We start from the raw sequence: 13,509 nt of genomic DNA on the forward strand, positions 1-13,509 counted from the left end.
CTCTGCTCAAGCTAATTACGCAAAAATGATTCTTTGAAAAAATCTATCATAATGACAATATAGGATGTCATTAATCCCAAAACTACACTGATAATATGAAACTGGTCTGGATATCTCATAGATATGATGACTGACAGGGCTCCGGTTGCCATTCTCGACATAGAACCCAAAGAACGGACCCTTCTTCCCTGTGCAACAGCACTATCAAACTGTCCCATTTTCCTCACCATCAGCCATAAATTGAACATGCTTAATGCGGTGCCTAATATAAGACCGCCGAATATGTGCGGATAGTCAGTAAAACCCCAGCCGAGGACATAAATCGATAGCAAAAAAAATAAGTATCTTCGAATCCGGGAATAAATGGTCCCAATATCGGACATGTCTGTATTAATCTCCTGAGTAATAATGATTTATGAGGCGAATCATGGCATAGACACCCATTGTCAATCCAATGAACAGCCCAATAATTAAGAAAAGGGGTTCCGTATCGGCCTTGCCGTCCAGCCATCTTCCGGCAAATATGCCAAACAGGATTGAGCCGACTAGCTGGGAGAGGATTGCCGACATTAGTGCCATTGCCTTAAAAGGGTGGCGTTCGTCACGACGCATTTTATCGCATCCTCTCTTCAGAGAATGAGAAACGGGCAAAAGAGGTTATGTATAGAAGAATCCTGTATAGATGGAACATTGTTGCAGGAATTTTATGAAAACCCTATCATTCATGCCCTTTGTTAGCATACAATAGCACTTTGTCGATGTCAATTCATTTGTGGTGAATAGATTCACAAACTTTCCCAAAAAGCGGTCATAATTGTAAAAATAGCTTGATAGACTATCTCTATTATATTTGCACTGTGTGTGAATTGTTTATGTTTGTATTATATCATTTTTGATTCAAGGATGCCTGTTTTTTCGACAATTGAAAATATTTAGGACTGTATAAAGCCACCTAAGAGGAGTGAGTTTACCCTTCCATAATGTATGTAAATTTATTTCACTTACTGAACTCTCACTCCTCATTATTTTCTTTTCATGGTTCAATCTGAATAATCGTTTCCACCATATCCTCTTTTCCCGCTTTCCTGGCAAATATTTTTGCGATATATAGTCCAGGGCCGGGAAGGTTTTCCTGTACAATTTTCCGTTTCCTATATCCTCTTTCAATTCTTCTCCCATAATCAAGGAATCCAGAGAATGTATAATCTGATTTTCTGAAAAGGGCAATTCCAAACTCTTCCGCTCCCCCAGGTAAATATACTTCATATAAATAGTTTCCTGGGGCATCGCCCTCGGCAAATTCAAACCCCATCACCCGAGGGTAATCTGGTTCAGTGTAAGCAAAGATATACGGGACTCTGATTTTATTGTCTCCGGCTTGCAGTGAAAAAGCACCCTCAGCTATCTTTCCTTTCAACTCATCGGGATCAATACGCAACGTAATTGAGACCGCCTTCTTCTCGCCTGGCCCTAACTCAAAGGGCAAAGGCATCCTCCAGTCAAGTCCCGCCTGGCTGGGAGGTATCGAAAAGGCAACCCTAACCCTTCCTGAGCCAACATTTTTAATTGTAAGCCAACTTGTTTCTGCTGATTTCCATAATGTCCTGGGCATTTTTCCAAAGGTAATTGAACCTGGCATAACAAGCACATTATGACTGGCAGCCTTCTCTGGCTGCACACGCCCGGCCCCCTGTTCAAAGGTTTTGTAATCCTTACCGCTTTTCTGATGCAAAGGAAGTGCTGTATTCATGAGTGCCGCTTTTATTTCTTGCGGAGTCCACTCTGGATGTGCCTGTTTTATGAGAGCACATACACCCGCTACATAAGGAGCGGCCATGCTTGTCCCATTTAATTGCAAATATCCTCCAGGAACTGTACTGGAAATAGCCACCCCTGGGGCAACTACATCAGGTTTGATTTCCCACGTTCCTGTAACAGGGCCCCTTGAGCTAAATGGCGCTAAAAGGTTACTCTCCTCCTTAAAGATAATACGGGCTGAATCCTTACCTGCTATTAATCGGCTTAAAAGGTGTTCTCCCGAAGCATTTGTAATTGATGATACCGGGAATGGGGCAGTGGAGTTTAAATTGCCTGCAAAGCCGCCTTTTACATTATTGTATATAATTACTCCCTTAGCCCCCTTTCTTAGTGCATTCTGCACTTTTTGGGCAAAGGTCAACTTTCCCCTTTTGATTAGGGCAACTTTATTTTTTGACTGTCTCAACTCATGTTCAGTGCCATAGCCTCCATCTGTTAAATCGAATGAAGGACTTGATTTCCATTGTTCAGAACCAGCCATTGTTTCTAGCTTCATTTTTTCGTTTGTTCCTTCTATTAATATATACGGAACTTTCATAAGAGGTGTGGAAGCACCCACAGAAATTGCCTTAGAGGATGTTCCAGGCGCACCGACCGTCCATTGCCCTGGACCTGAATTCCCGTTTGAAACAACTGCGACAACCCCTTTTTCAACTGCCTTATTTAAAGCAACTGAAATAGGCAAATCAGGACCATTCACATCATTGCCTAAAGACAGATTTAGAATATCTACCTTATCCTTAATAGCTTGATCAATCGCGGCCAATACAAGTTCAGAAGTGCCTGTCCCACCCGGACCAAGGGCCCGGTATGCCCTGAGCATCGCATCCGGTGCTATACCGCGCATTTTTCCATTTGCTGCAATAATTCCTGCTACATGCGTCCCGTGTATGGTTGACGCACCAGAGCCTCCTTTTGTTTCCATCGGGTCAGCGTCATGATCAACGAAGTCCCAGCCGCCTCGATAAGCTCTTCTTAAATCGGGATGAGTATAATCAATTCCGGTATCAATAACCCCAACACTAACCCCTCTTCCCGTCAACCGTTGCTGGGTGTTAATTAAGAGTGGATAGCTGCTCACTGAATAATCTTTATCTATTGAGTTAGTCCGATTTAGCTCTTGTGTGAGAGTTTCACTTTTATACGTTTTAATAGGTGAAAAAGTCTCAACCCATGCTTCTTTTTCCAACTTCAAAATTTCCCCATGATTCCCTTCTAGAGAAAATCCATAAATTGATTCTGAAAATACATAGCGGAGTTTAACACTTGGGTATCTCTTTAGAAGTCTGCGGATTTCATCTTCAGTTGCCTTTTCCTTCATAATAACTATTCCCGACTCGATAGCTTTCGGATCTTCTTCAGGAAGTGGAGGCACTGATATGGCCGCCTCACTTTTTTGGACTTCACACAGCAATAAGATTAAAAACATAGCAACTGTTAATTTCCGCATACAATACCCTCCTTTGTCTTAATAGGGTTTAACGGAGTCATGAAAAGTATGCGAAATACACTTTTCTCCAAAAACTGCCATACTTTTTGCGACTATGTTCCCATTACAGAGGGTTTTGCTTCCTTTAAAATGGAAAAGACAGAGAAAATACAACACAGGGGGAACGTAATGAAACAAGCCAGGTACAAAATTACAGCAGTTTTACTTTCTGTACTGATTGGAATTTTCGCAATAACGAACGACGGGTTACGGGCAAAGGCCGCGATGACGATACATTCACTTACATTCAGTAACAAGATTTCTGTTAAAACCCTGTTTTATCCATACCGAAACTCATCTACTGTTACCAATCTTAATGATATTAGGAGCCTGCAAGGAATTGCAGTTGATCAGTATAACAATATGTATTTAACATATGCCACTGGTGACAAAACCACTTACGGATATATATACAAATATAGTCCTAAGGGAGTGCTTCTGAAAAAGAGCGCTCGACTTACAATCGGCCACGGACAGGCAATTGCGTATAAAAGCGGTTATCTCTATCAATTGGCGGATGTGAAAGGACAAGAAAGCTATACCCTTCAAAAAATAAATCCTTCCACACTTACGGTAGTTCGCAAGTGGAAGGTTCCTACAAGCATCCACCCAAATGTCGTTGCCATGCTTGATTCAAATACAGCAGTGGCTGTTTCCAAATCAGGGGATGGATATGATATTAATAAAATTCACTTAGGCAGCGGTACATGGGCTACCAGGGATTGGCGTGAAAAGATTCATATTAGCGGAATGATTGGCACAACCTCCGGAAAGCCAATCCAAGGGTTTGCCTATGGGAATGGAAAATACTATCTATTATCCAACGGGGAATACATGACCTTTGATAAGTATGGCAAAAACAAAGTCAGGGTAAAGCTGAATACAGCTAGAGAGCCAGAAGGAATTACGATAAACAGTGCAGGAAAAATCCTGATCCAATTTAATAAGCTAAATGAAGTTTTTATCCAGCGATGATAGGAAAACCAAAGCAGGCACCACTTGCTTTGGTTTTTTTAATTTTGTTAAGCTGAACTTTCTGCTATTGTTACTGTAACGATTACGGGAGGTAGCCCCATGGTTCATCTAAAACGTGTCACTCTAGTTAAGGAAATACATGAATCATATTATCCTTTTAACCTGCCCCTTGTTCAAAACTTCAAAGATTTCACTTTTGAAAATAAGGTTACTCTATTTGTAGGGGAAAATGGGTCAGGCAAGTCTACCTTTCTTGAGGCCATTGCCGCCAATAGCGGAATCCCCCTTATTGGTTCCGCTGTGACAATTGATTCAGATAGCTCGCTTGAACCTGCCCGGGAGCTCGGGCAAAAGTTAAAGCTGACGTGGAAAATTCGTTCAAAAAACGGGTTTTTCTTCCGTGCCAATGACTTTATAAATTTTTCCAGAAAGCTCGCTGAAGTAAAAATTGAATCTAAACAAGCAGTAAAAGAAATTCGTGAGCGGGACAAGTTTAGCCTCGAAGCGCTTCCTTATGCCAGGACGCTTTACGATTTACAGGAGCTCTACGGGGATGGACTGGAGGTCCGGTCACACGGGGAAAGCTTTTTGGACCTGTTCCAGGCAAGATTTCGCCCATCTGGCCTCTATCTTCTGGACGAGCCCGAAGCCCCATTGTCTCCCTTGAAACAACTGACACTAATCTCTCTTATTCTTGAAATGGTCAGGATGGATGCCCAATTTATTATTGCTACCCATTCACCGATGCTTATGGCCATTCCCGGCGCAGATATTTACACCCTTGATGAAGGATTATTTAATAAAACCCCATACGAAGAAGTCGAGCACGTACGCCTGATTAAGGATTTCCTAGAAAACCCACAGCGTTTCTTAAGGCATCTATAGTAAGCGAAAAAGGATATTTAAACACAAAAAAGCCGGACGAAACCCTTTAGGATTCCGTTCCGGCTTTTTTAAATATCACAATTTAATAACGATTCTGGGCAAATCCAGTTCCAGCGTCTACGTCTAGCTCCACAAGGAAAGCTTCCTCGAGATGCATCGCACGAAATTACGCGATAGCGTAATGAGGAGCGCCTATCGCTTATCAAACTTCAGGCCTCCTCCCTACGATAAGTCATGCACGAACACGCTTGCGCTCTTCATGATTCCTTTATCTCAGTCGAAGTCCCTCCATTTTGTACGGCGATGACCGAGGCGCTTGCGCTTTTGGTTGTTTATTTAGTTCCAAACAGCCTGTCGCCAGCATCGCCTAGCCCAGGTACGATATAGCCATGGTCATTCAGCTTCTCGTCAAGCCCGGCAATGTATATATCAACATCAGGATGAGCTTCTTTCAGTGCTTCGACGCCTTCAGGAGCCGCGATCAAGCACATAAATTTAATTTGCTTTGCGCCACGCTTTTTCAAGGAGTGGATAGCCTCAATGGCAGAACCGCCTGTCGCAAGCATTGGATCGACAACGATGAAATCACGTTCTTCTACATCGCTTGGAAGCTTTACATAATATTCTACAGGTTTCAATGTTTTGGGATCACGGTACAACCCGATATGCCCAACCTTTGCAGCCGGAATCAATTTTAGGATTCCATCGACCATCCCAATACCTGCACGAAGAATTGGAACAAGGCCGATTTTCTTGCCGGACAGGACCTTGGCCTTCGCCAGGCTGACTGGAGTTTCAATTTCAATGTCTTCAAGAGGCATGTCCCTTGTAATTTCATAGGCCATTAGTGTCGCGACTTCATCCACCAGTTCGCGGAATTCCTTTGTTCCGGTGTCTTTGTCACGTATGTAGGTCAACTTGTGCTGAATTAGCGGATGGTCATAAACATGAACTTTTGCCACTATAATCGCCCCTCTACTATTTGGTTTAGTTAACTATATCGTTTCACACTTCGTCTCATTTTACAGAAAAAAATTCACAAGGGCAACAAACATGTAAAAAGGAAAGCCGGCCCAATTTATGGATGCCGGCTATCTTGATTTAATATTCAGGGTAGAGAGTGAATTTTTCGGTTAACGCGTCAACGCGTTCCTTTGCCTCAGTTAGTTTTGTCTCATCATCATGGTTTTTCAAAGTAAAAGCAATCAACGAAGCAATTTCCTTCATCTCTTCAGCACCAAAGCCACGGGAAGTGACAGCTGCAGTTCCGATACGGATGCCGCTTGTGACAAAAGGGCTTTCAGGATCGAATGGAATCGTGTTTTTGTTGACAGTAATACCAATCTCGTCCAAAATCTTTTCAGCAACTTTACCGGTCAATCCAAGCGATCTGAGATCAATCAGAATTAGATGGTTGTCGGTCCCGCCAGATACAAGTGAAACACCTTCCGCCTGCAAACCATTTGCAAGAGCCTTCGCATTTTCAATAATATTTTTGGCATATTCCTTAAAGGAATCCTGAAGGACTTCACCAAATGCAACAGCCTTGGCTGCAATGACATGCATAAGCGGCCCCCCTTGGATTCCCGGAAAGATGGACTTGTCTATTTTCTTGGCAAACTCCTCACGGCAAAGAATTAATCCTCCTCGAGGGCCGCGGAGAGTTTTATGCGTGGTCGATGTTACAAAATCAGCATAAGGAACAGGACTTTGATGAAGGCCTGCAGCAACAAGACCGGCAATATGGGCCATGTCGACCATTAAATATGCGCCAACTTCATCGGCAATTTCCTTAAACTTTTTAAAATCAATTTCACGAGGATATGCGCTAGCCCCCGCTACAATCAGCTTAGGCTTATGCTCAAGTGCCTTTTCACGGACATCATTGTAATTAATCAAATGTGTTTCCTGATCAACGCCGTACTCAATAAACTTGTATTGAACCCCACTGAAATTTACAGGGCTGCCGTGTGTTAAATGGCCGCCATGGGACAAATTCATGCCTAGTACAGTATCTCCCGGCTCAAGTATAGTAAAATATACCGCCATGTTTGCTTGGGCGCCTGAGTGAGGCTGGACATTGGCATGTTCAGCTCCAAAGATTTCCTTAACCCGATCACGAGCTAAGTCCTCGGCAATATCTACATATTCACATCCGCCATAATAGCGCCGGTTAGGGTAGCCTTCCGCATATTTATTAGTAAGCACCGATCCTTGCGCTTCCATAACCGCTTCACTGACAAAATTCTCCGATGCAATTAGTTCAATTTTTGAACGCTGTCTTCCCAATTCCTTTTGGATTGCTTCAAAAACTTGTGGATCCCGTTCTGCCAAATGCTTCATGATAATCCCCCTTGAACGTCCTGTAATCAAAATGCTGAAAATTCTCTATTATTTTAGCAGTTTCCTATTGGAAAAGATACTCAGGTGCAGGAAAGATTCTCTGATGTCCGCTCGTAGACAGCCCGCGGGCCTCCGATAAGCTTTGGCCTCGTTTTAGCCAAGGTTACGTTAGCTTCCCCAAGCCTTCTTCGGCCCACCCTGACAGGAACCGCAACTCGCTTCAAATGCATACCTATCAAGGTTTCGCCAATATCAATTCCAGCTTCCGCCTGAATTGATTCAACTACAACAGCATCTTCCATCCTATTAAACGCATATGTAGCCATGGCACCGCCGGCATGGCGAACTGGTACGACAGATACTTCTTCTAAATTGTGGTCACTGGCGGTCGTCCTTTCGACTATCAAAGCTCGATTTAAGTGCTCACAACACTGAAATGCCAATTTCACCCCTGTTTTATCTCGGAACTTATCCAGCTGCCGATAAATTAGTTCAGCAATTTCTATTGTCCCGGCTGTCCCGATTCTCTTTCCAGCAACCTCGCTTGTACTGCAGCCAACTACCATCAGGCTTCCGGAACGAATATTCACTTGGTCTAGAAACGCTTCGAGGATTTCCGATAACTCCTGTTCAAGTTCTTCAATTGTATCTGACATTATTAATCCCCCTTATAGGCAGACTGAAATCCATCTCCAAAACCATCATTATATAAAAAGAGTACCCGGCCTGCTTCAGCGAAATTACCAATCAGTTTTATAATAAGCCTATTGGTTTTTCTTTTCGTATTCAGTAATTTTGCCAACCCGGTTGGCATGTCGGCCACCCGTGAATTCAGTGGTCAGCCAAATTTGCGCGATATCCCTGGCTAGGCCAGGCCCTATAACCCGCTCACCCATAGCAAGCATATTCGTATCATTGTGTTCCCTTGTTGCTTTTGCGCTAAAAGTATCATGGACAAGTGCACAGCGAATGCCCTTCACCTTATTTGCGGCGATACTCATTCCGATTCCAGTCCCGCAAATCAAAATTCCCCTATGAAAATCTCCAGAAGCAACCTTCTCTGCCACAGGCAAGGCATAATCCGGATAATCGACCGATGTGCTGCATTCACAGCCAAAATCCTTATATTCAATATTTAATTCTTCTAGAAGGGATGCAATTTCCTTTCGGATATTCACCCCTCCATGGTCTGAAGCAAGTGCTACTTTCATTGTGACTCCTCCTGCTAATTGTTATGATTAATCCGGTTCTGAAGGAAGCTTGTCTAAACCTGCCAGCGCTGATTTACTCAGTGAATACGTTTTACATAACCAGTCTTTACTTTCGCAGCAGCCGACTCATCGCCTTATCAATGAGCTGCACTAACTCCGCAAATGTCGCCCGATACACATCCACGTCGCCCCCATATGGGTCACTCACATCCGGATAGCCATCCTCTCCCGCAAACGCTTTTAGGGTAAAGGTTTTGGAAGCAGCCTGCGGATAGTTGGATATAATCGCCTGTTTATGCGAGAGCGTCATTGCCAGAATGACCGTAGCCCATTCCACATCAGCATGGGTAAGCAGACTTGATTGATGGTTATGAGTTATACTATTTTCATTCATAACGGTTATAGAATTCGATGAAGCAGAAGCCCCGTCCATTGCATAGACGCCAGCAGATCTCACCTCAACGCCTTCATGGTTCTTATTTTTCAGAATAGCCTCAGCCATTGGGCTTCGGCACGTATTGCCCGTACAAACAAACAACACACGATGCATGAACGCTTCCTCCTTTGCTATCATTATAAAACTGTTACCCTCAATTATCCAATCAGGCTCCGGTTTGAACTTGAAAACCAAAGGTATTTTTTTAGAGGAAATATTTTCTTCAAAACAAAACAGCTTCCACGTCGGAAGCTGTCCAGGCCACTATACCTCTAATTATAAGGGAAGCAGAAGTTTAATGCCAAAGGCCAGCAATATGATGCCGCCAAGTGACTCACTATAGGAGCCGAGCCACCCCTGAACCTTCCTCCCTATTAATAGACCCAACCATGTCATTACTGTTGCCGCAAAACCAAAAAAGACAATTGCTGCCACGGTCCTGGCTCCATAAATCCCCAATGTAAGCCCGACTGAGAAGCTGTCGAGGCTGACACTTAAGGCAAAAAACAACAAACCTAAACCAATGGGCGTAATAATGCTTTCCTGCCCTTTTCTCAATCCAGCCCAAATCATTTGGATACCGAGCAGGATCAGCAGCAATCCGCCGATTAACGAGGCAAACGAGCCAAATTGCTCTGACAGGAACCTGCCTGCAATCATGCCAACGAGAGGCATCCAAACATGGAAAATACCTATCGTAATGCCGATTTTTAAAATCTGGCGAAGCCTGAGCCTGTACATACCCATCCCCAGCCCAACTGAAAATGCATCCATCCCAAGTGCGAACGCCATTAAAAGCAGCGTTGCAATTTCCCCAACTAATGACGACATTCTGACCAGCCTCCCGGACATGCTAGTTCATGATATGCACGTCCAGCAGTGAATAGAAGGAAGTTCAGAAAAGTACTGCAAAATTTAACCTACCTGACCGACTCATCCCGCATTAATTGGAACTAAGACACATCTCAAGATCCTGGGTTTATAAGAAAAAAATTAGGGCGGTTAACCGCCCTTAAAGATTTTTCCTGGGCAACGGGCTTTGCACAGCAGCTAATAACCAGCGGGCGATGAAAATGCCCACTCAATTCCCTCTGTATCCCGCTGCTCCGCATTTCACTCATGTATCACTTTATTTCCGGCTGCCTTCATCAACCTGTTCATAATAGCGTGGCCGACTCCAGCTTCAGGAAAAGTTTCACTCAGGATGATATCAAGTTCGTGTTCATTAAAAATTCTCAAGGTATCATAAAGTGCGGCTGCCACGGTTTCAAGATTGTCTCTCCTGCCACACGCAAGGACGATATTAGCATCATATCCCCCTGCAGTTTCTTCCGTTGCTAAAATTCCCACACGCTTTCCGTCCTGTATATAATCCGCCGCGGCTGCCTGGAGGAATTCCCTATTGCCATCCACAAGATATAGCGGAGCTTCAGGTGCATAGTGGCGATACTTCATTCCGGGTGCTTTTGGTTTCGAATCTCCACTTCGGAGGGCAGGATCGATCTCTACTTTTCCGATAACTGCTTCTAGCTGTTCAAAGGTAATGCCTCCTGGCCTAAGGATAGCAGGAATGGGACTGGTACAATCCAGGACTGTTGATTCCACACCAACTCCAGTTGCTCCCCCATCGAGGATACCGGCTATCTTCCCATTCAAATCATCCGCAACATGGCGTGCTGTAGTCGGACTTGGCTTTCCTGAACTATTAGCGCTGGGCGCAGCAATTGGAAGCGCCGATTCCTTAAGAATTGCGAGGGCAACAGGATGATCCGGCATCCTTACACCGACAGTTCCAAGACCAGCTGTTGCCCTTTCAGACAAAACCCCTTCCTTCAAGTGCAGAATGAGAGTCAAGGGGCCCGGCCAAAATGCCTCTATAAGTTTCTCCGCCACTTCGGGCAGGTCTGCTATAAATTTTGTCATTTGACTTTTTTCAGCAATATGAATGATAAGTGGATTATCAGCTGGCCGGCCTTTTGCTTGAAATATTTTCGCGACCGCATCATCGCTTTCAGCATTGCCGCCGAGCCCGTAGACAGTTTCAGTCGGAAAAGCCACCGCCTCGTTAGCTGCGAGAAGCGCCGCTGCCTGTTTAATTTTATCTGTATCTTCAAGGACGTTATCTACATTCCATATAATTGTATCCATTCTACCTTCACCTTTATCTAACTTACGGCTGTAGCCACAAGTGTTCTCGAACCAATAATAAAAGAAGAAGATAGTAAAAACAAGCGTTATCAACATATTGTGGATAACAGCAGTGGAAAAGTGGATAACTTTGTGGATAAATGACCCTTTATAAAGAATATTTCAAGAAAATAGAATTGTTTATACTTAAAACATTCAGTACATGAATAGAATTGAAAAATTCAGAAGGCAATTCGTTTTTGACGATTTTTTTGAATCCTATCATTTCAAAAAATGGAATTGCATTTCGTTTATTTGTTGCCAGAAATAGAGCTGTTATATTTCGTTCAGCAGCCAGCAGCAGCATTTGTTCAAACATTGCCAGTAAATCCTGTTCACCCATGCCAGGAGAAATGGCTAAAGAGCGGAGCAACCCGCTGCTTCCATACTGCTCCATGCCCAGGCATCCTCTTATCCACTCCCTATCTTCAGCCAATATAACGCCGCCCTGCAGTTCTTCAGTCAAACCCTCTGTGCTTAATCCAGCCTTTGTTAAAAATTCAACCATCTTGGTAAAATCCGTTTTTTCCCCGCGTCTTATTGTTAACTGCATTTTCCCCACTCCAATTCTAGTATTCTACTCTATGAATATGAGTGAGGAATAAAGAATAGAACAACATGACAAGAGGCTGTCCGAACCCGGACAGCCTCATACATCAAACATCAGTTATTTATTATCGTTTTCCCAACGGGCTTTTCCACCCTTTTCACCTATTTCTTCATAGAAGTTCTTGTCATGGTTGCGGGATGTAGCTTCCCCGCCCTTTTGTCCAATTTCGGAGTAGAAATCACTATCATGGTTTTGAGCAGTCGCCTCTCCACCTTTTTGGCCGATTTCCTGATAGAAATCCTGGTCGTGATTTCTGCTTGTTGCTTCTCCACCCATTCTACCTGCTTCTTCACGAGACATCTTGCCGTTGTTGTTGTTAGCCATCGTAAGATTCCTCCTTCATAAGTGAGATTGGTAGTACACTCTACTTTTATCCCACCTTCTCAATTAAAAACACCTTAAACAGTTTTGTAATAAAGTTGATAGCTTTTCGCAAAGAAGGAGGAAAACGTTACCTCTCCTTCCATACTTATTAACCCCTTTACATAGGTTAAAATTTGCAAAATAAAAAGGCCCGTCAAAAGGCCTAATTCATAAGGTTTTCCCATATTTCTACGACAAAGAATTTCACTTTCACTGCCTGCTCATCTTCAGGTGTGAATACAGGTTTATTCTTCTCGGTTTCTTCTGTTAAACCCTGTTTTTGATCCTCTACCCGTTCTTTATTGTGAACATCTTTATCGTCAGACGTTTCATCTTGATCGGTCTCTGGCCCTAGCTTCTCTTCTTGAGAAACTTCATCTATTACTGGTTCAGCTACTTCGCCTTCCTCTTCAAAACCCGGAGATGCTACTGCAGTGCCACTTGAAAAATCAAGAAAGCATAATGGCGGGTACAGGACACACCACCAATTTGCCCCTTTACCCTCACCGAGAGTAATCAGAATAGCTTCATACTCCCCAGCTGGATATAAAAACTGTCCATATAATTTAGTAGGAAACTTCACTAGGCCAAATTCAGCTTTTGCTTCTTGTTTAGAGCCATTTTCTTCTAAAACATTTCGAGCAATTTTCTCTATTTCTGGTATTTTGTTTTTTATGGTTTCCCTTGCCTGATCAAGCGAGGTTAGATCGCCAACCCATTCTGCAATTTTTACATTCACCTCATCGCGAACCTTCTGCTTAAGGTCCTGATCCAGTTTCCGGTCGCTATTGGCCAAGATTCTTAGCCTAATTGCCTCCCCAGGAATAACAATCTCCTCCTGGCTGGTAGCTTTCACCTTTGGCATATATAAATTGGCAATGGTGCCAACTGAGAGTACAACTAAATATAACCATACGAGAAGTTTACTGTTCATTTCCCCCACCGTCCCTTCACTATCAACAGTGTCGCCACGATGGAAGAATCATAAACTAGTAAATTTCTTTTCTGAAAGAAAAACTTTTAATTGTACATTTTTTGAATCCCAACTTACTCGAGGGATCGGTGTTATCAATTCCGCCCGAGGCACTTATTCGTTTGTTGTACGTTTTAATGAAATGGTTGTTTATGATGATGTTGTAGGTTTGCAGGTAAATTTGCTCCTCAGTGGAGCCTCCCGTGTGGATCGGTATGG

The 13,509-nt window shown here is 43.4% G+C and carries 14 protein-coding genes and 1 pseudogene; 2 read left to right on the forward strand and 13 right to left on the reverse strand.

The features are described from left to right. Positions 1 to 11: 11 nt before the first annotated feature. The 3 genes from TY16_RS02125 to TY16_RS02135 all read right to left on the reverse strand — a co-directional run bounded on the left by TY16_RS02125 (position 12) and on the right by TY16_RS02135 (position 3,268). Positions 12 to 383, reverse strand: coding sequence for an ATP synthase subunit I (locus tag TY16_RS02125; protein ID WP_043930051.1), 372 nt, complete (start codon positions 381 to 383; stop codon positions 12 to 14). 7 nt (positions 384 to 390) lie between these two features. Continuing rightward, positions 391 to 612, reverse strand: coding sequence for an AtpZ/AtpI family protein (locus tag TY16_RS02130; RefSeq protein WP_043930052.1), 222 nt, complete (start codon positions 610 to 612; stop codon positions 391 to 393). Positions 613 to 1,033: 421 nt separating this feature from the next. After that, positions 1,034 to 3,268, reverse strand: a complete 2,235-nt coding sequence (locus TY16_RS02135) for a S8 family serine peptidase (protein ID WP_043930053.1) — start codon at positions 3,266 to 3,268, stop codon at positions 1,034 to 1,036. 168 nt (positions 3,269 to 3,436) lie between these two features. Between TY16_RS02135 and TY16_RS02140 the strand changes: the two genes are divergently transcribed. Together TY16_RS02140 and TY16_RS02145 are read left to right on the forward strand one after the other, a co-directional pair. Next, positions 3,437 to 4,282, forward strand: a complete 846-nt coding sequence (locus TY16_RS02140) for a hypothetical protein (RefSeq protein WP_043930055.1) — start codon at positions 3,437 to 3,439, stop codon at positions 4,280 to 4,282. Positions 4,283 to 4,381: 99 nt separating this feature from the next. After that, a complete protein-coding gene (locus TY16_RS02145; protein ID WP_043930056.1) occupies positions 4,382 to 5,167 on the forward strand; it encodes an AAA family ATPase in 786 nt (261 codons plus the stop codon). 332 nt (positions 5,168 to 5,499) lie between these two features. On the opposite strand, the gene upp is transcribed toward TY16_RS02145, so the two are convergent. The 10 genes and pseudogenes from upp to spoIIR all read right to left on the reverse strand — a co-directional run bounded on the left by upp (position 5,500) and on the right by spoIIR (position 13,251). After that, the gene (gene upp, locus TY16_RS02150; RefSeq protein ID WP_043930057.1) at positions 5,500 to 6,129 is read right to left on the reverse strand and encodes a uracil phosphoribosyltransferase; all 630 of its coding nucleotides are present in this window, start codon (positions 6,127 to 6,129) and stop codon (positions 5,500 to 5,502) included. 139 nt (positions 6,130 to 6,268) lie between these two features. After that, entirely contained in the window at positions 6,269 to 7,510 is a 1,242-nt protein-coding gene (gene glyA / locus TY16_RS02155; RefSeq protein WP_043930059.1) for a serine hydroxymethyltransferase, read from the reverse strand. Between the two features lie 80 nt (positions 7,511 to 7,590). Further along, positions 7,591 to 8,166 carry a TIGR01440 family protein gene (locus TY16_RS02160; RefSeq protein WP_043930060.1) on the reverse strand — a complete coding sequence of 192 codons (576 nt, stop codon included), beginning with the start codon at positions 8,164 to 8,166 and terminating at the stop codon, positions 7,591 to 7,593. Positions 8,167 to 8,274: 108 nt separating this feature from the next. Then, complete coding sequence (gene rpiB, locus TY16_RS02165; RefSeq protein ID WP_043930061.1) at positions 8,275 to 8,721, reverse strand: ribose 5-phosphate isomerase B; 447 nt, start codon at positions 8,719 to 8,721, stop codon at positions 8,275 to 8,277. Positions 8,722 to 8,827: 106 nt separating this feature from the next. Next, positions 8,828 to 9,271: a low molecular weight protein arginine phosphatase gene (locus tag TY16_RS02170; RefSeq protein WP_043930063.1), complete on the reverse strand. Its 444-nt coding sequence runs from the start codon at positions 9,269 to 9,271 to the stop codon at positions 8,828 to 8,830. Between the two features lie 162 nt (positions 9,272 to 9,433). Continuing rightward, positions 9,434 to 9,988, reverse strand: a complete 555-nt coding sequence (locus TY16_RS02175) for a manganese efflux pump MntP (RefSeq protein ID WP_043930064.1) — start codon at positions 9,986 to 9,988, stop codon at positions 9,434 to 9,436. 282 nt (positions 9,989 to 10,270) lie between these two features. Beyond that, complete coding sequence (locus TY16_RS02180; protein ID WP_043930065.1) at positions 10,271 to 11,305, reverse strand: L-threonylcarbamoyladenylate synthase; 1,035 nt, start codon at positions 11,303 to 11,305, stop codon at positions 10,271 to 10,273. 148 nt (positions 11,306 to 11,453) lie between these two features. Then, positions 11,454 to 11,897: a GNAT family N-acetyltransferase gene (locus TY16_RS02185; protein WP_043930066.1), complete on the reverse strand. Its 444-nt coding sequence runs from the start codon at positions 11,895 to 11,897 to the stop codon at positions 11,454 to 11,456. A 117-nt stretch (positions 11,898 to 12,014) separates the two neighbouring features. Continuing rightward, positions 12,015 to 12,278 (reverse strand): annotated as a pseudogene (locus TY16_RS02190) (KGG domain-containing protein); the annotation flags it as partial. Between the two features lie 202 nt (positions 12,279 to 12,480). Then, complete coding sequence (gene spoIIR / locus TY16_RS02195) at positions 12,481 to 13,251, reverse strand: stage II sporulation protein R (protein WP_043930068.1); 771 nt, start codon at positions 13,249 to 13,251, stop codon at positions 12,481 to 12,483. Positions 13,252 to 13,509 lie beyond the last annotated feature (258 nt).

This window comes from Bacillus sp. EB01 (assembly GCF_000613125.1).
Lineage (GTDB): Bacteria > Bacillota > Bacilli > Bacillales > Cytobacillaceae > Bacillus_D.